We start from the raw sequence: 23,304 nt of genomic DNA, 5'->3' as shown, positions 1-23,304 counted from the left end.
CCTTTAGGGGCGCGGGGAACTGCGCGACCAGCCACGACGGCGGGTCGGACGCAACCGATGCCCAGGCGCCACCCCCTACCGCGAGGGGGTCGGAGGGGCACCCCCTCAGGGACTGAGCCTCTCAACCCGCCAGACCCCATCCTCCTGGACCACGTACCGCAACCGGTCGTGCAGCCGATTCTCCCGCCCCTGCCAGAACTCGACCGCCCGGGGCGAAACCCGGAACCCACCCCAGTGCGGCGGCACAGGCACCTGCTCCCCCTCGGGATACCGCGCCACCAGCTCCGCGTACGACGCGTCCAGCTCGTCCCGCGAGGACACGACGGAGGACTGCGCACTGGCCCACGCCCCGAGCTGCGACCCATGGGGCCGCGTACGGAAGTAGGCCGCCGTCTCGTCCCGCCCCGTACGCCGCGCGGTCCCCGTGACGACGACCTGCCGCGCCACCGGATGCCACGGGAAGAGCAACGACACGTGCGGATTCTCGGTCAGCTCGCGCGCCTTGCGGGACTCGTAGTTCGTGAAGAAGACGAACCCCCGCTCGTCGTACTGCTTCAGCAGCACCGTGCGGGAACTGGGCCGCCCCTCGGCGTCCGCCGTGGAGACGACCATCGCGTTCGGCTCGTACACCCCGCCCAGCGCCTCACCGTGCGCCGCGGCCTGTACGAACCAGCGCGCGAACTGCTCCATGGGGTGGTCGGCCAGCTCGGTCTCGTCGAGTCCCGCGGCCCGGTACTGCTTGCGCATCGACGCGGGGTCGAGCGGGGGGCCGAGAAGGGGGTCACTGTCGGTCACCCGGTCATCCTGCCGTACTCGTCGGCGGGCGTGGGCTTCATCACTGACTGGCACTGAGTGCCGCGTACTCTCCCCAAAGGTGACACCAAGGGATATCGTCCAGCTGTCAAGAGGTTGGGTGACCGCCGACCGCACGGGGCATGACCGGAGTGACGTACGGACCGCGAGTCCAAGAGGCGACCGCGTAACCGCACGCTCGCACCCACAAGGACACCGCACCACCCACCCCTCGCACAGCTCACCCCGCACAGCGCACATCCCACACATCGTCTGTCGCACACATCATGAGGAGCCGCCTGATGTCCGACTTCGTACCCGGACTTGAGGGAGTCGTCGCTTTCGAGACGGAGATCGCCGAACCGGACAAGGAGGGCGGCGCCCTGCGGTACCGGGGCGTCGACATCGAGGATCTGGTCGGCCACGTCTCCTTCGGCAACGTCTGGGGGCTGCTCGTGGACGGAGCGTTCAACCCCGGCCTGCCGCCCGCCGAGCCGTTCCCGATCCCCGTCCACTCCGGTGACATCCGCGTGGACGTCCAGTCCGCGCTCGCCATGCTCGCCCCCGTCTGGGGCCTCAAACCGCTCCTCGACATCGACGAGAAGCAGGCGCGCGCGGACCTCGCCCGCGCCGCCGTCATGGCCCTGTCGTACGTCGCCCAGTCCGCCCGCGGCCAGGGCCTGCCGATGGTCCCGCAGCGGGAGATCGACAAGGCGCAGTCCGTCGTCGAACGCTTCATGATCCGCTGGCGCGGCGAGCCCGACCCCAAGCACGTGGCGGCGGTCGACGCCTACTGGACCAGCGCCGCCGAGCACGGCATGAACGCGTCCACGTTCACCGCCCGCGTCATCGCCTCCACCGGCGCGGACGTCTCGGCGGCCCTCTCGGGTGCCGTCGGCGCCATGTCGGGGCCGCTGCACGGTGGTGCCCCCTCGCGCGTCCTCGGCATGATCGAGGAGATCGAACGCACGGGCGACGCCGACGCGTTCGTCAAGCAGGCCCTCGACAAGGGCGAGCGCCTGATGGGCTTCGGCCACCGGGTGTACCGCGCCGAGGACCCGCGCGCGCGGGTGCTCCGCCGCACCGCACGGGAACTGGGAGCCCCACGCTTCGAGATCGCCGAGGCCCTGGAGAAGGCGGCCCTCGCCGAACTGCACGCCCGCCGCCCGGACCGCGTCCTGGCGACGAACGTCGAGTTCTGGGCCGCCATCGTCCTGGACTTCGCGGAGGTCCCGGCGCACATGTTCACCTCGATGTTCACGTGCGCCCGTACCGCCGGCTGGTCCGCGCACATCCTGGAGCAGAAGCGCACCGGCCGCCTCGTACGGCCGTCCGCGCGCTACACCGGCCCCGGCACCCGCAACCCGGCCGAGATCGAGGGCTACGGAGACATCGCCCACTGATTTCGTATGGGTGCACGGCACATGTGGCGGCGCTCTCCATGGGGCTACGAGAACATGGGGCGCCGCCACACGTGTGACACGCGGGGGCACGTACGGCGTACGGGCGAGGTGGGGCGGCGAGTGCGGCGTACCGGCGGGAACGGGAACGCAGACGACCCGCGTGCTCGGGTCCCCTCCGAGGAGGGGGCCGGCCGGACTTACCGGCGAGCACGCGGGTCGGGTGACTGCTGAGATTGGGCCGGCCGCACGTTCGTCTCACGCACTGGTCCGGCACCGCACTGTGTGTGGTGACGGGCCGCTAGCCCGCAGCCACCTCGCTGGTCCGGGTTTCAGACATGTACCCGATCACCTCCTTTCGGCGTGCGACACACACTAAGAAGCGTCGCGGCTTCGCTCAAGTGATTTTCCGGGACGGCGATTTTCCGGGGTTCCGATGCGTTGACGGCGTCGGCGTGGGAAGCGATCTTGTGAGGGGGCCGGGACGACGGAGATCCGGCCGACCGGGGGTGAAGTGCCCGCGCACAACGATTTCCGCAATCTTGCGGGAACCAGATGTGGGCTGCGTCACGTTCGAGTTGAATGATTCCTAGTGAGTGATTCGTAGTGAGTGGACAGACGCGCGGGCACACCGCGCAGGACACGCCGACACGGCCTGCAGGGGGTGCCAGGTGAGTGCTTCGCGGCGTAGTGGGACCACGGACGAGCTCGGGCCGGACGAGCCGGAGCGGGACGGGGCCGATCTGCTGGCCGCTCTGCTCGACGGGATGGACGCGGCGCTGTGCGCGTTCGACGCCGACGGAGTGGTGACGCACTGGAACCGTGAGGCCGAGCGGATCCTCGGCTGGACCGCGGCCGAGGCGGTCGGACGGCACGGGTTCGCCGACTGGGCCGTGCGGGCCGCTGACGCCGAGGAGATCGAGAACCGGCTGCTGTCCGCGATGCAGGCCCCGGGCCGGCAGGTCCACGAGTTCGCGCTGCTCACCAAGGAGGGCGGCCGGGTGCTCGTACGGACCCAGTCGGCCGCCGTGCCGGGGCCCGACGGGAAGCCGGCCGGGGTGTACTGCGCCTTCAGCGAGGTGCACGCGCAGATCGATCTGGAGCGGTCGATCGCCCTGAGCGAGGCCCTGTTCGACGACGCCTCCTGGGGTGTCGTCCTCGTCGACGCCGATCTGCGGCCCGCCGTGGTCAACGGACACGCCGCGCGGGCGCTCGGCACGGGACGTACGGCCGTACTGGGCCGTCCCCTGGGCGAGTTGATCGCACAGGGCGTGGAGGAGCTGGAGAGCGCGCTCACACACGTCCTCGCGGAGGGTGCGCCGCCCGCGCCCGCCGAGATGTGGGTGACGCTGCGGACCGCGGAGGGGGAGCGGCGCCGTTGCTGGCGCAGCGGCTTCGTGCGGCTCGCCTCACCGCTCACGGAGGAACCGGTTCCGCTCGGGGTGGGCTGGCTCTTCCAGGACGTCACCGAGAGCAAGCAGACCGAGCAGGAAGCGGCGCTGCTGCGCTTCAGGACGAACCAGCTGCACCGGGCCGCGCGGGCCGCCGCCGAGTGCGAGGACCCGGCGGAGGCCGCGTCCGTCCACCTCGACTTCGCGCTGGCCGGATTCGCCGACCACGCGCTCATCGACCGGGTCGCCGGGGGTTCGGTGGCGGACGGCGAGGGCCCGGTCCGGCTCGTACGGGGGCCCGCCACGCCCTCCGGGGCGCCTGGTCCCAGCCTGCCCGCGGGGCGGGCCGGGCTGCCCGTGCGCTACTCCGACGGGCATCCGGCGCTGCAGTGCGTCGAGCGGATCGGTTCCGTACGCGCCAGTGCGGGGTCGACCGAGCCGGACCGCATGCGCGACTGGGCCGTGGCCCGGCAGTGGCCCGCGGACTCGGTGCACGCGCTGTGCGTCGTCCTGCGCAGCCGTGGGCGGACGCTGGGCGTCGTCACGTTCCTGCGCGGCGCCAGCCGCACGCAGTTCGAACGCTTCGACGCGACGTACGCGGAGGATGTCGCCGTCCGCATCGCCGCAGCCCTGGACCTGGCGGCAACCCTCCCGTGACCCCCCTGGGGGCTGCGCCCCCAGCCCCCCCCCGCAAAGATGAAAGGCACGGCGAAGCCGGCTTTTCAGGGGCGCGGGGAACTGCGCGACCAGCCACGGGCGACCCGCACCCGACAGCGCGCCGGGGGCAGGGGCGCAGCCCCGCCTTCCAGGGGCGCGGGGAACTGCGCGACCAGCCACAGGCGACCCGCACCCGACAACGCGCCCGGTGCAGGGGCGCAGCCCCGCACTCAAGCCGCACCCGCCGGCAGGCTAGCGCTGCCAGTAGAAGATCCGGTCCCCGTACTCCTCGAACACCCGGTCGTTCCACTCCAGCCCGCCGTCCACGTTCCCCGACCGCAGAAGCGGAGGTTCGAACCCGCGGTCCGCGAGGACACCCGCCGCCGTCGCCATGACGGACTGCAGGAGCGCCGAGGTCACGACGGTGGACGCGGAAGCGAACGGCGCCGCGATCGTGTCGAGCGTGAGCTCCGCGTCACCGATCGCGATCTTCGAGTCGAGAACGACGTCGCAGTGGTCCTTGAGGTACGTCCCCGACGCGTGCCGGGACGCCGTCTCGGACGCGTACGCGACCGACGTGACCCCGATGACCTTGAGCCCGAGCGCGCGGGCGCTCATCGCCATCTCGACGGGCAGCGCGTTGCGCCCGGAGAGGGAGATGACCACCAGGAGGTCCCCGGAGCGGGCGGGGCTGGACCCGAGGACCGCGCTCGCGAGCCCGTCGACCCGTTCCAGCGCGGAGCCCAGCGTCGCGGGCATGACGTCGACGCCGACCGCGCCCGGCACGGCGAGCAGGTTCATCAGCGCGAGACTGCCCGCGCGGTAGACGAGGTCCTGCGCGGCCAGCGACGAGTGCCCGGCACCGAACGCGAAGAGCCGCCCGCCGTCGGCGACCGTGTCGGCGATCATCGTCGCGGCGGCCTCGATCGACGCGGCCTCCTCGTCCCGTACCCGCTGCAGCAGGCCGATCGCGGCGTCGAAGAACTGCCCGGCCAGCTTGCTGTCGCTCATCGGCGAAGCCCCTTCCCCTGTCGTGTCGCGGATCACGTTGCGGTCTGGACCACTGCTGTGTCAATACGCTCCACAGGGGCGACACTGGGTCACGAGGGTCCCTCTCCGCCCGGCCGGGTGCCGGGCCCGGCCGCATCGCGCGGGCACTCGTCACCACGTGGTTCCCACGGCGCGGCACGGTTGTCAGTGGGATGCGTCAGAATTGATGCCAGGGCCAGCGCACACGCCGGTGAGCCACCCAGCCTCCGGCAGAGCTAATCGAGGGGCACGTATGTCCGGACTGATCGACACCACGGAGATGTATCTCCGCACCATCCTTGAGCTGGAGGAGGAAGGTGTGGTCCCCATGCGCGCCCGGATCGCCGAGCGGCTCGACCAGAGCGGGCCGACCGTCAGCCAGACCGTGGCGCGCATGGAGCGCGACGGTCTCGTGGCCGTCGCCAGCGACCGCCACCTGGAGCTCACGGAGGAGGGCCGCCGGCTGGCCACGCGCGTGATGCGCAAGCACCGCCTCGCCGAGTGCCTGCTCGTCGACGTGATCGGTCTGGAGTGGGAGCAGGTGCACGCGGAGGCCTGCCGCTGGGAGCACGTGATGAGCGAGGCGGTCGAGCGCCGCGTGCTCGAACTGCTCCGCCACCCGACCGAGTCGCCGTACGGCAACCCGATCCCGGGCCTGGAGGAGCTGGGCGAGAAGGACGGGGCGGACCCCTTCCTGGACGCGGGCATGGTCTCGCTGGCCGACCTCGACCCCGGCCTCGACGGCAAGACGGTCGTCGTACGCCGTATCGGCGAGCCGATCCAGACGGACGCGCAGTTGATGTACACGCTGCGCCGGGCGGGCGTACAGCCCGGTTCGGTGGTGAGCGTGACGGAGTCCGCGGGCGGGGTGCTCGTGGGCAGCGGCGGGGAGGCCGCGGAGCTGGAGTCGGACGTGGCGTCCCACGTGTTCGTGGCGAAGAGGTAGCAGCGGGGGGAACCACTGCCCGTCGACCCCTGTGCGCTGTGCGCACAGGCCCGTACGGGGAGCGGGGCCGCCCGCGCGACCCTGCCGGGCCGGTCGCGCGGTTCTCCGTGCGCCTGTCCGGGCGCCGTCGTGCGCGTCGGCGTACTCCGGGGGCACCCCGGGGAGCGGGGCCCTGACCAGGACCGCTCGCGGCCGTTTCCCGACGCTCCGGACATCGCCGTCAACTCCCTTAACAGGCGCCCCAGTTGCCCCACCTCGGCGTTCCCGCAGAAACAGAGATTCAGTGCGCGGAATCGCAGCGAATGGGCCGTTCCCATGCGAGGCTGTCGCGATAGGCATATGACCTGAGGGCTCTGGACCGGGACGGCAGCGGCGCCGACGCGCGGTCGGGGAGGGGGCGCAAGGATGTGCCGTGGACGTGAGGAGGGCCTCGGCGCCCTGAGGCGCCGAGGCCTGTCCTCCCCTGTGCTGACCCGGAGCCCCGAGCTCCCAGGGTCATCCCCTTCGGACCGTTTTCCCCGAGCGGCCCGCCTCCCGTTGAAGATCTCCCCTCGGCGGCGGCGGTCAATCCTTGGTCGAGGTCACTCGAAGGAGGGGTGTTACCGCCGAGAGGCCCACTTTCGAATACGCATTCGATAGCGTATGGGTGACGGAACGACCACTGATTACGCAGGAACAACCAGCAGGAGCAGCGGCACGGCGAAGGGCAAGAGTGGACCGGCGGGCTCGTGCGGGACGAGCCGGCCGAGCGGATCAAGGGGGGTGCCAGCGTATGGTGCGGCGCATCGACGTGAGCGGTGCGAGCGGGATACGCCTCGCTGCCTGGGAGTTCGCCGATCCTCCCAAGACCGATCCGGGCAGGGGCGGTGCGGACAGGGGCGGTGCGGGCGCGGCGAGGGCCGGCGGGGGCGAGCAGGCGCCCGGCGTGCTCCTGCTCCACGGACTCATGGGCCGCGCCTCGCACTGGGCGTCCACCGCCCGCTGGCTCGCCGAGCGGCACCGGGCCGTGGCGCTCGACCAGCGGGGCCACGGACAGAGCGCGAAGCCGCCGGAGACGGAGTACACGCGCGGGGCGTACGTCGAGGACGCGGAGGCCGCTCTCGAAGAGCTGGGCCTCGCCCCCGCCGTCCTCATCGGGCACGCCATGGGCGCCCTGACGGCCTGGCAGCTCGCGGCCAGACGGCCCGACCTGGTGCGGGGCCTGGTCATCTGCGACATGCGGGCCTCGGCGCTCGGGGCGGCCTCGCAGCGCGAGTGGGAGGAGTGGTTCAAGTCCTGGCCGGTCCCGTTCGCCACGCTCGCGGACGTCCGGAAGTGGTTCGGCGAGGACGACCCCTGGGTGGAGCGGCCGAACACCTCGCGCGGTGAGTTCTACGCCGAGGTGATGGTCGAGCACGAGGACGGGTGGCGGCCGGTCTTCGAGCCCGAGCAGATGCTCAAGTCGCGGGAGACGTGGGTGTACGACGCGCACTGGGAGGAACTGGCGCAGGTGCGGTGTCCCACGCTGGTCGTCCGGGGGCTGGACGGGGAGTTGGGGCGGGCCGAGTCGCAGGAGATGGTTCGGGTGCTGCCTGATGGGCGGTATGCGGAGGTGGTGGATGCGGGGCATCTTGTCCACTACGACCAGCCGGAGGCTTGGCGGGCGGCGGTTGAGCCGTTCCTGGACGAGGTGCTTCGGTAGGGGGTCGGGGGGAGGGTCTGTGTCGTCCGGCTGCGGGCCCGGTGGGGGCTGGTCGCGCAGTTCCCCGCGCCCCTAAAAGACTGCGCAGTTCCCCGCGCCCCTGGAGGCGGAAGGCTCGCTGTTCCCCGCGGCCCTGTGGGGCGGAAGGCGAAAGATTGCGCAGTTCCCCGCGCCCCTAAACGGCAAAAGACTGCGCCGTTCCCCGCGCCCCTGAAAGCCAAAGCCAAAGCCAAAAGATTGCGCCGTTCATCGCGCCCCTGGAAGCAGTGAGGTCAGCCCTTGCTTACCGCTGTCAGGATTTCTGGGAGGTGGCGGGAGGTTCGGGGGGCGGCCAGGCGGAGGCCCGACAGGGTGAGGAGGGTGCCGTAGGCCGTGCCCAGGGGGAGCAGGAGCCAGGTCCGGTTCCCGCCGGTGGACGAGACGTTCAGCCAGATGGTGAGGGCGATGACGGGCGCGCACAGCAGCGCGGCCGAGACCATGCCACCGAAGATCGCGATCCAGGCCAGCCCCGCCTGCCCGGGAGCGACGTTCTTGTAGCCCTCCTGCGGGATCGAGTACGGGAACCGCGCCGAGGACCAGGCACCCGTCGCCAGCATCGCGCCGAGCAGCGCGAAGGAGAGCCCGAGCACCTCGGGCAGGGCGCCCCAGTCGCCGAGCAGCGCCGTCGTCAGGACGGTGACGAGAGCGGTGTACGGGAGGGTGATCAGGAGGAGGGCCAGCGCCCGGCCCCGCAGCTCGACGTACGCGTCCCTCGTCGAGGAGATCGTCATCGCGACCATCCAGAACGCGGACGTGTCCTGCCCGAACTGGTTGTACATCTGGATGCCGAGCATCCCCGCCGCGAAGCACGCGAAGTAGATCGAGCCGGTCCCCTGCAACGCGTTGAACACCGGCACGATCAGGCCGATCGCGAGCGAGGTCACCCACGCGGCCTTCGTCTTGGGATCCCGCCACACGTACCGCAGGCTGCGTGCCATGACCGTGCCCGTGCGCCCCGCGGGCAGCAGCCGGCCGAGCCCGGAGGAACGCCCCGCCTTGTCCCGTACGGGCTCGGCGGCCTGCAGGGTCGAGCCGTCCGGCGAGGTCATCAGCCGGGTGAGGGTCCGCTGCCAGTAGCTCAGCAGCGCCGCGAGGGCCAGGCCGCTCAGGGCGAGCTGGGCGACGGCGACGGCGTACGAGCCCTCGCTGACGGAGTCCACGGCGCCGAGCGCGGACGCGGGCGGCACCCAGCGCAGTACGTCCACCGCCGGGTCCAGCGTGGCCAGGCCCGACGAACCGAGCCGCTGCGCGCCGAAGTTGACGACCTGGGCGCCCACCGCGATCACCAGGCCACTCAGAACGGCCAGGTCACGGCCCTTGCGGCTGGTCAGCAGACGGAGGTTGGCGGTCGCGACGGCCCGTGCGAGGGCCACGCAGAGCAGGAGCGCGAGAACGATCGCGACGACGCCGGTGACGTACGCCGCCGCCCCGTGGGCCGTCGCGACGACCGAGCCGACGAGCAGGACCAGGGTGAAGAGAGGGCCGATGCCGACCAGCGACGCCACCAGCAGGGCCCGTACGAGGGGGCGGGGGCGCAGCGGGAGCATCACCAGGCGGGTGGGGTCGAGGGTCTCGTCGCCGCCGGGGAAGAAGAGCGGCATCACGGCCCAGCCGAGGGCCAGAACGGCCGTCAGCAGCACGGTGACGTTCAGTGCGTGCGAGTGGCCGCGCAGCGCGATCAGGCCGAGGAGCTGGAGCGCGGCGAAGAGGAGGACGACGACGAGCGAGGCCACGTACGCGGCCCGGCGCCCGGACGACTGCCGCAGACCGTTGCGCAGGAGGGACAGCTTCAGCCGTACGACGACGGGGGTGACGGAGGTGACGGAGTCGGCGCTCACCTGGCGCCGCCGCCCAGCCAGTCGAGGTCGGAACCGGTGGTGCGGCCGTTCGCGCCGACGAGTTCCAGGAAGGCCTGCTGGAGGGAGGGCGCCTCGCCGCGCACCTCGGCGAGCGGGCCGTGCGCGCGGATGCGGCCCGCGGCCATCACGGCGACCCAGTCGCAGAGCGACTCGACGAGCTCCATCACGTGGGAGGAGAAGACGACGGTCGCGCCGGAGGCGGTGTAGCGCTCCAGGACGCCGCGGATGGTCTGGGCGGAGACGGGGTCGACGCCCTCGAACGGCTCGTCCAGGAACAGCACTTCAGGGTTGTGCAGCAGGGCCGCGGCAAGGCCGATCTTCTTGCGCATGCCGGTGGAGTAGTCGACGACCAGTTTGTGCTGGGCTCCGGCGAGGTCGAGTACGTCGAGGAGCTGGGTGGCGCGCTTGTCGACCTCCGTGCCGGGCAGGCCGCGCAGGCGGCCGGTGTAGGCGAGCAGTTCGCGGCCGGAGAGGCGTTCGAAGAGGCGCAGGCCCTCGGGGAGTACGCCGATGCGGGCCTTGACCTCGGTGGGGTCGCGCCACACGTCGTGGCCCACGATCTCGACGGTGCCTTGGTCCGGGCGCAGCAGGCCGGTCACCATGGAGAGGGTGGTGGTCTTTCCCGCGCCGTTGGGGCCGACGAGGCCGATGAACTGGCCCGCGGGCAGTTCCAGATCGATCCCCGCGACGGCGATCTGCTCCCCGAACCGCTTCCAGAGCCCGTGTACTCGCACCGCGACCGTCATGCTCCGCACGATACGTGACGTGTTCGGAGCCGCGCGTTGTCCGCACGCGCAGCCCGGCGGGGGTTGCCCGCGCAGTTCCCCGCGCCCCTAAAAGACAAAAGACTGCGCAGTTCCCCGCGCCCCTTAAGGGGCGCGGGGAACTGCGCGAACGGCCCCCACCGGGCCGTCAGATGTCCACCGGACGGGCGCGACGGCTGGCGTCACCGACGTGCGTCGCGGCCGCACGCGTACGCGAGCGGCGAGATCAGTTCCTCCGCATCCGGCAGCCACCGATTCGCAGGCGTAGGCCGGCAGGCCCACTGCACAGCCCCCCGCGCCCCGAACCGCGTGGGCGGCGCGGCCACGTACGTGCCCTCGCCGAGCACGTCCAGGTCGAGGGAGGCGAGCGGCCACCCCAGCTTCCGTACGAGATCGGGCACCTTCGCCGCCGCTCCGGGAAGCACGAAGAACTGCATGCGCCGATCCGGCGTACACGTCACGGGCCCGAGCGTCAGCTCCATCCGCCGCATGCGCGCGAGCGCGAGGAACCCCGCGGTCTCGGGCACGTCGATCGCGTCGAACGTCCGCCCCGTCGGCAGCAGGATCGACGCCGCGGGCTGTTTCGCCCACAGCCGGCGCGCGACGGTCACGCTGCCCGTGACCACCGTCTCCCAGTCGTCGCGCGCCGGGTGCGCGCCGGGCACCGCGCACGACGGATCGCCGCACGAGCAGCACTGCACGCCGTCGACGGCCTCCAGCCAGGTGCCGGGGAACACGTCCCAGTGGCGCTCCTCGGCATAGCGCACGGCTGTGTCCTGCAGCGACTCGCCGCGCTGCTTCGGGATCTGGGCGGTCTCGGTGCCTGCGATGGTCTCTTCCACGCTGAACTCAACTCCCGCACCCATCAGGGGTTACGGGCCCCGCGCGCGCGGGGGAGGAGCACCGATCCCACGCGTGGGGCGCATGGATGCATCTGTGGGGGCGCGCATGGGAGGCGGCAGCGGGGGGTGGGTAGCCCTGTGTGGGGCGGGCAGCAGCCTTTACCCGGCAATCCTCGCATGTCTCGCATCTTCGGTATGTCCGCGGGGCATTGATCTTCGAGGCCGGACTTTCGCTCCCTTCGCCAGGGGCGGGAGATCCCGGTCACTGAGAGCTCATCAACTCGGTGCGCGTGGGCAGGCACCGCAGCCACAGGGGGTACGCCAATGGCCGCAAGGCCTCTCGTCGCGCGGCAGCCGAACGAACGACTGCAGGCGCTCATTCAGGAAGCGGGCTGTTCCAACGCCGGTCTGGCCCGCCGGGTCAACATGTGCGGCGCGGAACACGGTCTCGATCTGCGCTACGACAAGACGTCCGTGGCGCGCTGGCTGCGCGGACAGCAGCCGCGCGGCCGGGCGCCCGCGATCATCGCCGAGGCGCTGGGCCGCAAGCTGGGCCGGACCGTCACGATCGACGAGATCGGCATGGCGAACGGCAAGAACCTCGCCTCGGGCGTGGGTCTGCAGTTCTCGCCGACGGTCCTCGGCGCGATCGAGCAGGTCTGCGAGCTGTGGCGCAGCGACGTGGGGCGCCGGGACTTCCTGTCCGGTTCGTCCGTCGCGGCCTCCGCGCTCGTCGAGCCGAGCCGGGACTGGCTGATCTCGTCGCCGGACGCGCAGGTCTCGCGCTCGGCCGGGCCACGGGTCGGGCAGTCCGACGTGGCGGCGGTGATCGCGATGACGCAGGCGCTCGTCGACCTCGACCACCAGTACGGCAGCGGGCATGTCCGCCCGGTCGTCGTGCACTACCTGAACAGCGTCGTCTCCGGGCTGCTGGCGGGTTCGTATCGGGAAGCGGTCGGGCGTGAACTCTTCGCCGCGGTCGCGCGGTTGACGGAACTGGCCGGCTACATGGCGATCGACACCGGGCAGCCGGGTCTCGCGCAGCGCTACTACATCCAGGCGCTGCGGCTCGCGCAGGCGGCGGGCGACCGTGGATACGGCGGGTACGTGCTCGCCGCGTCCATGAGCCACCTGGCCGCACAGCTCGGAAACCCCCGGGAGATCGCCCAGTTGGCGCGGGCGGCGCAGGAGGGGGCGCGCGGGCGGGTCACACCGCGCGCGGAGTCGATGTTCCACGCCGCGGAGGCGCGGGGCCATGCCTTGCTGGGCGACGCGCGTTCGGCGCAGTCGGCGTCCGGCCGGGCCGTGGCGGCGCTGGAGCAGGCCGATCCGGAGTCCGGGGACGACCCGCGCTGGATCGCGCACTTCGACGAGGCCTATCTCGCCGACGAACTGGCGCATTGTCACCGTGATCTGGGGCAGGCCGAGGCGGCGGCGCGGCGCGCGCAGGAGTCCCTCGACGGGCACCCCGAGTCACGGGCCCGCCGGCGCGCGATCGGGTACGTGCTCCTGGCCAGCGCGCAGGTGCAGCAGCGCGAGGTGGAGGAGGCCTGCCACACGGGCCTGCGCGCGGTCGAACTGCTGGGCACGCTGCGCTCCAACCGCGGCGCCGAGTACCTGGACGACTTCCAGCAGCGCCTGGAGCCGTACAGGGACGAGCCCGTGGTGCGGGAGTTCGGCGCGCGGATGGAGCTTCAGGCGGCCGCTTAGGGCCGCCGGGGCGGGAGCCGGTCCGGGCCGGCCGGGCGTGAACGTGTGAGAAAAGAAGCACGCGTTGGGAAAGGAGGCGCAAAAAGGGGGCTCGAACAGCTTTCCGGGGGCGGTTTGTCACCCACTGTCCCCGGTGGCGGGTGTCACGTCCCGTGCTGCGTGGCACCGGCTCCTGGGGACCCGGTAGCGTGAACCGACGATTCCGAAGGTCCCCCATTCGTAGGAGTCCCGGTGACGCACAACGGACAGGGCGACGAGCCCTCGGCGCGACCCGCGCGCGAAGGCATCGTGCTGCCGTCCGACGGCGGCGAGCCCCTCCTGCCGGGCCAGACCGGCGACCGCGCGGTCCCGGCGGGCGGTCAGGCCTGGGACCAGCCGTGGGGTCCGCGGTCCGCTCCGCAGGCCGACGAGTGGGGTAATGCCGGTAACGCGGGTGGCGGGGCCGGTGGTGCCGCTCAGGCGCCCGATACGCAGATATCCAGCTGGAGCGCCGGGCCGCAGGGTGCCGCCGGCCAGGGCGCGCAGGGCTCGGGCTGGGGTGCGTCCGGTGGTGGCGGGCAGGTCTCGCAGTACACCGAGCCGCCTGCCGGTCCGTACGGGGCGCAGGCCCAGGGCGGTCAGTGGGGCGCCGCCCCGCAGCCGCCCGGCGGCGCGATACCCCAGGCACAGCCTCAGCAGCAACAGCAGTACGACGGCCGTACCGGTGACGGGTACGGGGTCTCGCAGACGCAGAACCCCGCCGGGAGCCCTTCCGGGGCGCACGGCCAGGGCGGCTACGGCTACCCGGACGTCTCCGGAGCGGGAGCGGGAGCGTTGCCGCCCGCCGCCCCCATGGACGAGGGCGCGACCCAGTTCCTGCCGCCCGTCAGTGGCGCCGCTCCCATGGACGAGGGCGCCACGCAGTTCCTTCCGCCGGTGGGGCCCGGGGCGTTGCCTCCGGAGATGCCCGCGGCGGGTGCGGGTACGGGAGCGAACACGGCTTCCGGTGACTCCACGCAGTACCTCGGGCGGGTCCCGTCCGACGGTCCCGGGCCGCTGCCCGCCGCCGTCGACCCCGACGCCCAGCCCACCCAGTTCATGGCGCCTGTGCCCTCGCAGCCCGGCGCGGCCGGATTCGGCGTACGGCCGGGCGGGCCCGGGCCGGAGGACCGGCAGCAGCCGCCCGCCGAGTTCGACAATCTTTTCCGGGCCGACGCCGCGGGCGCCACCCAGCACTTGCCCCCGGTCGACCAGCCGCGGTCGCGGCGGGGCAGACAACCGGGCGGTGCCTCGCCCGAGTTCGGTGCTCCGGCCGGTTTCGGTACGCCCGGCGGCTTCGGCGCCTCCGGTGGCGCCGGTGCGCCCGCCGGCCCCGAGGGTCCCGGCGGGCGTGGCGCACGCCGGGCCGCCGCGGACGGTGACCACGGCCGCGGTGGCCGTTCCCGGTCGCGCGTCCCCCTCATCGCCGCCGTCGGCGTGGGTATCGCCGTGCTGGGCATCGGCGCGGGCGCCCTGCTCAGCGGTGGCGGGGGCGAGGAGGACAAGGGCGACGAGAACACGACGGTCGCGGCGACCGCGCCGGCCACCGAGGACTCGGGCTCGTCCTCGGCGGGGCCGGAGGAGAAGCAGGCCGTGGCCCTGGACAAGCTCCTGGCGGACAGTGGCAACAGCCGTGACTCGGTCGTCAAGGCCGTCGACAACGTACGCAAGTGCACCGACCTCGGCCAGGCGGCCACCGATCTGCGCGACGCCGCCGAGCAGCGCAACGGACTGGTCACGCGGCTCGCGGGGCTGTCCGTGGACAAGCTGGAGAACCACGCGCAGCTGACCGCCGCGCTCAAGAGCGCGTGGAAGGCCTCCGCCGCGGCGGACACCCACTACGCCGCGTGGGCGGACCAGGCCGCGGGCAAGAAGGGCTGCAACAAGGGGCAGGCCCGGTCCACGGGGCAGACCGCCGCGGGCAACCGCGAGAGCGGCACCGCGACCACGCAGAAGGCCAAGGCCGCGAAGCTGTGGAACTCCATCGCGCAGACCTACGACCTCACGGAGCGGCAGCCGGGGCAGCTCTGATCAAGGGTTCGGTTCGTCGGCGGGACGGCTGGGTCCGGGTCCGGGCCGTTGCGGTCCGCGGGGACGATCAGGATGTCTGGGTCGTCTCCAGGACCTTCGAGACGTCCACGAAGCCCTTGCGTTCCGTGACCAGCTTGCCCTTGCGCACCACCTGGAAGGTCACGTCCGCGTTGACCAGGCGCGCGAAGCCGCTCGCCGCGATCAGGTCCTGGAAGCTCCAGTTCAGGGTCGGGGTGAGCCCGCCCGTGTCGACCTTCAGCCCGTCGTCGAGCGTGCGCCTGATCGACCGCGCGGTCACGTCGCCGTCGCCCAGCGACTCGACGGCCTGCTTCAGGACGGTGTACGCGATCCAGGTCGTCTGCACGCCGGGATCGGAGGCGTCGATCCGGTTGTCGCCGAACGCCTCCTTCTGGATGACCTCGCGCATCCGGCTCCACCGCTTGTCGCTCGACGCGGGGTACCAGCCGGTGACGTACGAGCCCTCGTACATGTTTCCCGTCGCGTCGATCATCGACTGATCGATGCTGCCCAGCACGGAGGCCGTCCGTACCGCCGGGTAGTCCTCGCGGGTCCGCCGGAACGAGTCCATGAAGGTGTCCGTGCGGTCGCCGAGCGCGGGTATCACACAGCCCTCCTCCTGCGGGTCCTTCGTGACCCGCTGCAGGGCCTGCTGGGCGTGCCCGGAGAACTCCGTGGCGTCCTCGGCGGCCCGCTGGTCGACGGAGGCCTTGTGGCCGCCCGAGGTCAGCCCCGAGTCCAGGAGTACGGGCAGTTCGTCGCCCGCGATCGTGTCGGGGCGGACGAGTGTGACCGGGCCGCAGGACTTGGCCAGCTGCTGGCCCAGGCCGACCAGCAGGGACGGCTGGCCGCCGTTCACCGGGTACGAGAGCGGGCTCGTGAACTCGTCGTCCGTGACGCCGTATCCGCCGAGGTAGGGGATGCCGGCCGCCTCCAGCGGGGCGAGGAAGGAGCGGGCGTGCTGGCTGTACGAACCGACGACCGCGACGACGTTCTCCGCGGCGGCGCGGCGGGCGCAGCTCGCGGCCGCCACCGTGTCGTTGTGGTCGTTGCAGGTCAGCACCTTGAGCTTGCGGCCGTTGATGCCGCCCTGGGAGTTGACCCAGCGTGCGTACGCCTTGGCCAGGGCGGGCATTCCGGGCTTGTTGGTCGTTTTGGTTTTTTCGGGCGCCCACGTCATGACGGTGATCGTGTCGTCCCCGGAACCCCCTGTGACACCGGGGACGACACCGCAACCGACGGCCGTCGACAGACACACCGCCAGCGCGCCCGCCGACAGCACTCTCGCCCTGGCGGCGGGGAGGCGCAGGCGGGGGCGAGGGTGGGGGCGGAGGTGCAGGGCGGGGAGGAAGCTGCGGGTGCGTCGCCGGCCGGTCATGGTTACGCACGATTCCGTCACACCGCTACGGCTGGTGTGACCCTTGGTCAACGCATGGTGACGTCCGGGTGAACACCGGGGTGCGGGGTGGGCCGGTTCGGCGGGAACGTACGATCGGTGACCGTGCAAGGTTCGGAGAACTCTTCCCGTCGCGGGCGTCGCTCATCCACCATGGGCGGCATGCCACTGAACGATATGCCGTGGTGGCGCTGGCGCAGCAATGTGCGCTCCGCGCTGCACATGCTTTCCGACACCGAGTTCCAGCGGGGGATATGGCTCGCGGGGGTCGACGGGTACGGGGATGTGACCGACGCCGTCTATCGCCTTGTCGAGGACACCTGGCTGGACAACTGGTCAGCCGAGAAATATGTGGGGACGATCTTCCGGGACTCGCAGGAGGCGGCGCTGGTCGACTCCGCGGTGTTGCGGGTGTTGAGGATCATGCATCAGGTGGGGCCTGATGCGGCCGTCTCCGTGTATCTCGAACATGCGGGGTGGGCCGATGCGGTTCGGGCCGCGCGGGATGCGCATGTGCGGATGGCTGTGAGCGACGGGGAGGATCCGGACGTTCCGCCCCGCACGCTTGAGGTATTGCAGATCATGACCCGCTCCGCTTGAGGATTCGTCGTACGTGCGGGTCGGTGGGGGTCACCCGCGCAGTTCCCCGCGCCCCTGAAAGCGGGGCTGCGCCCCAGCTTTCGCCCCTAAGGGGCGCGGGGAACTGCGCGCTCAGCCCCCACCGGGCCCGCAGACGAACACCGGGCTGGTGCCTGGGGGGCCGCACCTTTGTGGGACCCTGGCGAAATGAACGACCAGTACGTCCTGACGCTCTCCTGCCCCGACAAGCAGGGCATCGTGCACGCCGTGTCGAGCTACCTCTTCATGACCGGCTGCAACATCGAGGACAGCCAGCAGTTCGGTGACCACGACACGGGACTGTTCTTCATGCGCGTCCACTTCTCGGCGGAGCCCCCCGTGACCGTGGACAAGCTGCGCGCGAGCTTCGCGGCGATCGGTGACTCCTTCCAGATGGACTGGCAGATCCACCGGGCCGACGAGAAGATGCGGGTCGTGCTGATGGTCAGCAAGTTCGGGCACTGCCTGAACGATCTGCTGTTCCGCGCGCGGATCGGCGCGCTGCCCGTCGAGATCGCGGCTGTGGTGTCCAATCACACGGAGTTCGCCGAGCTGGTGGACTCGTACCATGTGCCGTTTCGGCATATTCCGGTCACCAAGGAAAATAAGCCGCAGGCTGAGGCGCAGGTGCTGGAGTTGGTGCGGGAGCAGGGGGTCGAGCTGGTCGTGTTGGCTCGGTACATGCAGGTGCTCTCGGATGATCTGTGCAAGCAGTTGAGTGGGAAAATTATTAATATTCATCACTCTTTTCTGCCTAGCTTCAAGGGTGCGAAGCCTTATCACCAGGCGCATGTGCGGGGTGTGAAGCTGATCGGTGCCACCGCGCACTATGTGACGGCCGATCTTGATGAGGGGCCGATCATCGAGCAGGAGGTCGAGCGGGTGGGGCACCAGGTCACGCCGGAGCAGCTGGTGGCTGTGGGGCGGGACGTGGAGTGCCAGGCGCTGGCCCGGGCCGTGAAGTGGCATGCGGAGCGGCGGATCCTGTTGAACGGGCGCCGGACCGTTGTTTTTGACTGACGGTTCGTGGTCGGACGCCTGCCGGGGGAGTGGGGCGGGGGCCGGGGCGACGTGTCCGTCCTCGGTCCGGCGCGATTGACTTGGCTGGAGAGGGCACCGTTGGCGGACGCGCCGGCCGCTGCGGGCGGACACGTCGCCCCGGCCCCCTCCGGTCTCTTGCGGGTGCGCGTCCAGGGGGGCCTGTCTTCTACATGCGGCTCAGTGATGCTGCTGCGAAGAGGACGTCTCTGATTGCCTCTCGGTCGCCCGATTGGCCTGCCGCCGCTTCCTCGGGGGAGACGTGGCCCGCTGCCAGTTGGCAGAACTCCACGCCGTCCAGGGCCACGTGGGCCACCTCGCGGTCCGCGGAGGCCAGGGCGCCGGGGGAGTCGAGCGGGATGAGCCACTCGCCGCCGCCCAGGCCCTCGATCTCCAGGCGGAGGCTGCGGCCCGGGGTGCCGGCGGGGACCAGGTGGGGGGTTTCGCCGGGGGCCGCGAGGCCTGCCTGGCGGCGGGCGGCCAGGGCCGAGGGGAGCATGCGGGCGCCCAGGTCGATCATCGCGTGCAGATGGCGGGGCGAGGGCGGCTCGTAGGGGTAGTCGACCGCGTCGGCGATGTCCCCCGCGTGGACCCAGGTCTCGAAGGCCCGGTCCAGCATGGAGTCCCGGAGCGGGAGTTCGAAGTCGCCGTACGGGACGGGGAGGCGGCCGGAGCCTCCGCCCGCGAAGGCGACCGTGCGGACGAGGTTGTGGGACTGCTCGCGCCAGGGGCCGCGTACGGAACGCGTGGGCGGGTAACTGGTGGCGCCCCAGAAGGCCTCGGTGCGGGCCGCGGGGGTGGGGGTGTCCGTCCGGGTTTCCAGGGGGTCTTCCAGGCCCAGTGTGACGGCGACCAGGCCGTCCACGGTCAGGAGGTGGGCGATCACTCCGGCGACGGTGGTGCGTCGGCTGGTGGGTTCCTTGCCGTCGAACCAGCGCAGTCGCACCGGGGCGTGCCACTCGGCGTCGCCGATGTCCTGGAGCAGGGCGTCCAGGCGGGCGGTCTCCGCGTCGTACGGGGTGGCCCAGGAGGGGACCGGGATCCGGGGCGGGCGGCGGGTCAGGCAGGCCTGCAGGACCCGGGTGCGCAGGGCCGGGTCCAGGTCGAGGGTCTCCGGCGGGTGCAGGAGGCCCACCGCTTCACGCAGGCGCAGGGCCTCGTCCGCGCAGGCACCGCAGTCGCCTAGATGCTCCTCCACCGCCGCCGTCTCCTCGGGCGAGCAGGCCGCCAGCGCCCAGGCGCCGAGCAGCGCCTTCAGCACCCGGTGTTCGAGGAGGAGGGGAGGGGCGGGGGTGGGGATGGGCGTGAGGGTGGGCAGGGGGAGGTCCGTGTCCTCCAGTGAGGTGCGTGGGACGGGGATGCGTGGAGGGTTGTGGGGGGCCGGGTTGTCGTCGTACTCGTCGAAAGGGTTTGTGTTGCTCACCTTGTGCCCCCTTGGTCGGGGGACGTGTCGTGGGCCGTGGAGAGGAGTTGGAGGCCCAGGCGCAGGCGGCGGCGGGCCTCGTCCGCGGTGACGCCCAGGTCCGCCGCGGTCTGCTGGTAGTCGCGGCGCTGGAAGTAGGCGAGTTCCAGGGCGGTGCGCAGCGGGGTCGGCATGGACGTGACGATGTAGTCGGCGCGGGCCGCCACGGAGGCGCGGCGGACCTTGCGTTCCAGTTCGTCGGTGTCGTCCGTGCCGTCCTGGGCGAGCGCGGCGGTCTCCGTGGTGCGCAGGCGCTGCACGGCGAGTCGGTGCGTGAGGGTGGCGACCCAGGAGCGCAGGGGGCCCTGCTTGGGGTCGTACGACTCGGGGTTCTCCCAGACGTGGGCGAAGACCTCGCGGGTGATGCCGTCGGCCGCGTGCTCGTCGCCCAGGACGCGATGGGCGAGACCGTGCACGAGTGAAGCGAAGCGGTCATAGAGTTCGCCGAGCGCTGCCGCCTCCCCTCGTGCGAGCCGCTGTTGCATCTTGCGGTCCCAGCGGGGTGGCGTGTCCCTCCTGGCCATGCGGCCCCCTCGCCCCTGTTCGTGCCGTGCGCCTGTGCCCGTGTCCACCGGATTCTCCTCTCCGGTCTCCTCACGAATGTAGTCGGCACCCGTGGTGACGCACGCCCCTTTGTGGCAATGCGCGCCCCGGGGAGGGGGCGGGGTGGTAGGGGGATTGTCGCGGTGTGTGTGGCTGTTGTTACTTTGGGTGGGGTCGTGGGGGAATTGTTCTGGTTGGGGGTGGTCGGGTCTGCTGCCGCTTGAATGGAAGCGGTCGTGTGGGGTGCGTTTCGATTCGATATTCCGTGTTTCGGGGTGCGGGGGGTGGGGCAGCCACGCAGCAGGGAAGCGTAGTTGTGGCTTCCGTTTCCGGGTCCGGCCGTAACCGGGCCGTCCGGGTCCGACATCGTCGAGCGAGGGACAGACGCGTGACGCTCAGGGTGACCGAAGGCGAGCAGCGCGGCTGGGCCGTCGTGCGGGTTTCGGGTGAGATGGATCTGGTGACCTCGCCCGTACTGCGGCAGCGGGTGCACGAGGCCGTGGCCGACGGGCGGCGGGATGTCGTGCTGGATCTGTCCGGGGTGCTGTTCTGCGACTCCAGCGGCGTGAGTGTGCTCATCGCCTCGCGGCGGCTGATCCGCTCCTGTCAGGGGCGTCTGCGGGTGATCCTCCCCGCGCAGGGAGCGGAGGATGGGTCCCACGTGAACCGGGTGCTGGGTGCCCTCGGTGTGCGCAGGCTCTTCGACGCCTACGCCGATGTCGACGCCGCCGTGGACGACGAGGCGAGTTCGCTTTCCGCGTGATTCCCGTCACGAGGGGGGAAGATCGTCGGGTGTGTTCGTGACGGTGTTGTCGCGGATTTCCCCCGGTCTTGGCGCAAGCGTCGTTTTCCGGCTCCCCGAGGGGGCTGGTCGTCGTACGCTCCTGCCAGACGCACCCACGTGAGGTAAGGCGGCCCGAAAGACATGGTCAGTACCGAGTACGAGCGGAAGATCGCCGCCCGGTTCGCCGGCTTCGACCAGGACGGCAACGGCTATATCGACCGCGAGGACTTCAACGCGGCGACGAAGGCGCTGCTCGCCGAGTTCGGCACGACGGCCCGCTGCGACAAGGGCCAGGCCCTGTACATCGGCGCGGAGGCCTTCTGGCAGGGCATGGCCGGCATAGCGGACCGGGACGGCGACCAGCGGATCACCCGCGAGGAGTTCGTGAACGGGGCCGTGAAGCGGCTGCGCGACAACCCCGACCGCTTCGCCGAGATCGCCCGCCCCTTCCTGGACGCGGCGCTCGCCGTCGCGGACGGCGACGGGGACGGCTCCGTGACCCTCGACGAGACCACGCGGATCCTCAAGGCCCTGGGCGTGCCCGGGGATGTCGCTGCCACCGCAGCCGGTGCTCTCGACTCGGACGCCGACGGCGTGGTGACCGAGCCCGACATCGTGAGTGCCTTCGCCCGCTACTTCACGGTGCCCGAGTAGCGCTCCCGTAGTTGATACTTCAGCACTTTGCGCAGTGTCTCGTTGCGCGGAAGGGCGTCCACCACCTCCAGCTGCTCCGGCAGTTTGTGGGGGGACAGTCCTTCCGCGCGCAGATGGGCCGTCACCTCGGGGAGGGTGAGGGGCGAGGTTCCGGTGGTCTGCTCGATCACCGCGCAGACTCTTTCTCCTCGCTCCGCGTCGGGGAGGCCTATCACTGCCGCGTCGGCTATGGCCGGATGGTTGTGCAGTAGGTCCTCCAGCTCCTTGGCACTGATGTTCTCGCCCTTGCGGATGATCACGTCCTTCAGGCGGCCCGTCAGGACCAGGTGGCCGGTGGGCGTGAGGTGGCCGAGGTCCCCCGTGATCAGGAAGCCGTCCTCGTCGAAGGCCTCCGTCGTCTGGTCCGGGTTCAGGTAGCCCGCGCACACCGCTTCGCCTCGCAGGCGCACTTCCCCCTCTGTGATGCGGATCTCCATGCCCCGTGGGGGTCTGCCCTCCGTCGTCGCCAGGTTCTCCTCCGTGTCGTCCGGGGAGCCCATGGTGATCATCGGGACCTCTGTCATGCCGTAGCCGTGGGTGAGTTTCACGCCCATCTCGCGTACGACCGCGTGGTGGACCTCGGGGGGTTTGGGCGCCCCTCCGCCGGCCAGGAGGCGCAGGGTCGGGATGAGTTTGACGTTTGGCTGCTTGCGTTGTTCCGCCAGGAACATGGAGTAGAACGCCGTCGAACCGCCCGCCACCGTCACCCCGTGCTTGCGGTAGCCCTCCAGCGCGTCCGGCAGCGCGAACTTCTCGAAGAGGACCGCCGGGAACCCGTACAGCAGCAGCATGACCAGGTAGTCGGGGCCGCCTATGTGGGCGAAGGGGAACGCGATCGAGCCCGTGTCGGCCTCCGACAGGTGCAGGGCGTGGGCGAGGCAGCTGCCGCCGGCGATGAGTGAACGGTCCGTGTGCAGGACGCCCTTGGGGTCCGAGGTCGTGCCCGACGTCCAGTAGATCCAGCGCACGTCCGTCCCGGTGGTGGGCGGGGCGGGGAGTGACGCCGGGTCGCCGGTGGGGAGGGTGTCGTACGCCTCGAAGGTGCCGCGGGCGTCGATGCGTTCGGCCATGGCCGTGTGGTCGAAGTCGCGCCAGGTGCCGGGGACCGCGAAGAACTCCGCCTGCGAGGTGTGGACGGCGAAGGACACCTCGCGGTCGCGGTAGAAGGGGATGATCGGGGACTGGATCGCGCCGAGCCGTGTCAGGGCCATCGCGAGGACGACGGTCTCGATGCGGGTGGGCAGCTGCCAGGCCACCACCGTTCCGGGGCGTACGCCCATGTCGTGCAGGCCCGCCGCCGTCCGTTCGGCACCGGCGCGCAGCTCCTCGAAGGTCAGGGTGCGGTCGTCCTGGAGGAGGACCGGGCGGTCGGGGGTGAGCGCTGCGCGGCGTTCGACGAGTTCCCAGAAGGTGCGGGAGGTGTCGAGTGTGTGCGCGGTGTCCGTGGGCATGCCCGTGCTCCTCACCGCTGATGGCCAAGGTAACTGACGGGTAGTCAGGTCGCGTGGAGAGCGTAGGCGTCTGCGCCTTGTCGGTCCAGGGGTGCGGGGCTAGCCTGCCTTCTGACGGGTCATCAGATTTGCCGCCGGAGAG

The 23,304-nt window shown here is 71.3% G+C and carries 19 protein-coding genes; 10 read left to right on the top strand and 9 right to left on the bottom strand.

Translation table 11 applies throughout. The features are described 5' to 3' along the window. Positions 1-105: 105 nt before the first annotated feature. Complete coding sequence (pdxH, locus tag J8N05_RS03820; RefSeq protein WP_210881064.1) at positions 106-795, bottom strand: pyridoxamine 5'-phosphate oxidase; 690 nt, start codon at positions 793-795, stop codon at positions 106-108. Between the two features lie 299 nt (positions 796-1,094). Between pdxH and J8N05_RS03815 the strand changes: the two genes are divergently transcribed. Together J8N05_RS03815 and J8N05_RS03810 are read left to right on the top strand one after the other, a co-directional pair. Next, complete coding sequence (locus J8N05_RS03815) at positions 1,095-2,195, top strand: citrate synthase 2 (RefSeq protein ID WP_210881063.1); 1,101 nt, start codon at positions 1,095-1,097, stop codon at positions 2,193-2,195. A gap of 668 nt (positions 2,196-2,863) precedes the next feature. Further along, complete coding sequence (locus J8N05_RS03810; protein ID WP_210881062.1) at positions 2,864-4,240, top strand: PAS domain-containing protein; 1,377 nt, start codon at positions 2,864-2,866, stop codon at positions 4,238-4,240. 252 nt (positions 4,241-4,492) lie between these two features. On the opposite strand, the gene J8N05_RS03805 is transcribed toward J8N05_RS03810, so the two are convergent. Next, positions 4,493-5,251, bottom strand: a complete 759-nt coding sequence (locus J8N05_RS03805; RefSeq protein ID WP_210881061.1) for an SIS domain-containing protein — start codon at positions 5,249-5,251, stop codon at positions 4,493-4,495. A gap of 271 nt (positions 5,252-5,522) precedes the next feature. Between J8N05_RS03805 and J8N05_RS03800 the strand changes: the two genes are divergently transcribed. Beyond that, the gene (locus J8N05_RS03800) at positions 5,523-6,215 is read left to right on the top strand and encodes a metal-dependent transcriptional regulator (RefSeq protein WP_107015407.1); all 693 of its coding nucleotides are present in this window, start codon (positions 5,523-5,525) and stop codon (positions 6,213-6,215) included. A 772-nt stretch (positions 6,216-6,987) separates the two neighbouring features. Further along, positions 6,988-7,896: an alpha/beta fold hydrolase gene (locus tag J8N05_RS03795; RefSeq protein WP_210881060.1), complete on the top strand. Its 909-nt coding sequence runs from the start codon at positions 6,988-6,990 to the stop codon at positions 7,894-7,896. Positions 7,897-8,168: 272 nt separating this feature from the next. On the opposite strand, the gene J8N05_RS03790 is transcribed toward J8N05_RS03795, so the two are convergent. The 3 genes from J8N05_RS03790 to J8N05_RS03780 all read right to left on the bottom strand — a co-directional run bounded on the left by J8N05_RS03790 (position 8,169) and on the right by J8N05_RS03780 (position 11,424). Next, the gene (locus J8N05_RS03790) at positions 8,169-9,773 is read right to left on the bottom strand and encodes a transporter (RefSeq protein ID WP_247706133.1); all 1,605 of its coding nucleotides are present in this window, start codon (positions 9,771-9,773) and stop codon (positions 8,169-8,171) included. Next, positions 9,770-10,540: an ABC transporter ATP-binding protein gene (locus J8N05_RS03785; RefSeq protein ID WP_210881059.1), complete on the bottom strand. Its 771-nt coding sequence runs from the start codon at positions 10,538-10,540 to the stop codon at positions 9,770-9,772. Before J8N05_RS03785 ends, J8N05_RS03790 begins: the two co-directional genes overlap by 4 nt. A 200-nt stretch (positions 10,541-10,740) precedes the next feature. Then, positions 10,741-11,424, bottom strand: a complete 684-nt coding sequence (locus tag J8N05_RS03780; protein ID WP_210881058.1) for a bifunctional DNA primase/polymerase — start codon at positions 11,422-11,424, stop codon at positions 10,741-10,743. Positions 11,425-11,724: 300 nt separating this feature from the next. Here J8N05_RS03780 and J8N05_RS03775 point away from each other — a divergent pair, with 300 nt between their 5' ends. Further along, the gene (locus J8N05_RS03775) at positions 11,725-13,110 is read left to right on the top strand and encodes a transcriptional regulator (protein WP_210881057.1); all 1,386 of its coding nucleotides are present in this window, start codon (positions 11,725-11,727) and stop codon (positions 13,108-13,110) included. A 231-nt stretch (positions 13,111-13,341) separates the two neighbouring features. After that, the gene (locus J8N05_RS03770) at positions 13,342-15,159 is read left to right on the top strand and encodes a hypothetical protein (RefSeq protein WP_210881056.1); all 1,818 of its coding nucleotides are present in this window, start codon (positions 13,342-13,344) and stop codon (positions 15,157-15,159) included. Positions 15,160-15,226: 67 nt separating this feature from the next. On the opposite strand, the gene J8N05_RS03765 is transcribed toward J8N05_RS03770, so the two are convergent. Then, complete coding sequence (locus J8N05_RS03765) at positions 15,227-16,555, bottom strand: ABC transporter substrate-binding protein (RefSeq protein ID WP_210881055.1); 1,329 nt, start codon at positions 16,553-16,555, stop codon at positions 15,227-15,229. Between the two features lie 117 nt (positions 16,556-16,672). On the opposite strand from J8N05_RS03765, the gene J8N05_RS03760 reads away from it, so the two are divergent. Both J8N05_RS03760 and purU read left to right on the top strand, forming a co-directional pair. Then, positions 16,673-17,173: an SCO4402 family protein gene (locus tag J8N05_RS03760; protein ID WP_107015415.1), complete on the top strand. Its 501-nt coding sequence runs from the start codon at positions 16,673-16,675 to the stop codon at positions 17,171-17,173. 186 nt (positions 17,174-17,359) lie between these two features. Beyond that, positions 17,360-18,211 carry a formyltetrahydrofolate deformylase gene (gene purU / locus J8N05_RS03755; RefSeq protein WP_210881054.1) on the top strand — a complete coding sequence of 284 codons (852 nt, stop codon included), beginning with the start codon at positions 17,360-17,362 and terminating at the stop codon, positions 18,209-18,211. 187 nt (positions 18,212-18,398) lie between these two features. Here the strand turns inward: purU and J8N05_RS03750 are convergent, their stop codons facing one another. Both J8N05_RS03750 and J8N05_RS03745 read right to left on the bottom strand, forming a co-directional pair. Further along, on the bottom strand, positions 18,399-19,652 hold the full coding sequence (locus tag J8N05_RS03750) for a zf-HC2 domain-containing protein (protein ID WP_210881053.1): 1,254 nt from the start codon (positions 19,650-19,652) through the stop codon (positions 18,399-18,401). Then, complete coding sequence (locus J8N05_RS03745; protein ID WP_210881052.1) at positions 19,649-20,215, bottom strand: sigma-70 family RNA polymerase sigma factor; 567 nt, start codon at positions 20,213-20,215, stop codon at positions 19,649-19,651. Before J8N05_RS03745 ends, J8N05_RS03750 begins: the two co-directional genes overlap by 4 nt. A 407-nt stretch (positions 20,216-20,622) precedes the next feature. On the opposite strand from J8N05_RS03745, the gene J8N05_RS03740 reads away from it, so the two are divergent. Next, on the top strand, positions 20,623-20,997 hold the full coding sequence (locus J8N05_RS03740; protein WP_210881051.1) for an STAS domain-containing protein: 375 nt from the start codon (positions 20,623-20,625) through the stop codon (positions 20,995-20,997). Positions 20,998-21,159: 162 nt separating this feature from the next. Continuing rightward, complete coding sequence (locus tag J8N05_RS03735; protein WP_210881050.1) at positions 21,160-21,672, top strand: EF-hand domain-containing protein; 513 nt, start codon at positions 21,160-21,162, stop codon at positions 21,670-21,672. Here J8N05_RS03735 and J8N05_RS03730 read toward each other — a convergent pair. Then, the gene (locus J8N05_RS03730; RefSeq protein ID WP_210881049.1) at positions 21,651-23,162 is read right to left on the bottom strand and encodes a class I adenylate-forming enzyme family protein; all 1,512 of its coding nucleotides are present in this window, start codon (positions 23,160-23,162) and stop codon (positions 21,651-21,653) included. The two genes, J8N05_RS03735 and J8N05_RS03730, sit on opposite strands and share 22 nt — an antisense overlap. Positions 23,163-23,304 lie beyond the last annotated feature (142 nt).

It is taken from the genome of Streptomyces liliiviolaceus (assembly GCF_018070025.1).
Lineage (GTDB): Bacteria > Actinomycetota > Actinomycetes > Streptomycetales > Streptomycetaceae > Streptomyces > Streptomyces liliiviolaceus.
Note: the sequence above shows the minus strand (reverse complement) of the source record. Positions and strands in the feature narration are given on the sequence as shown.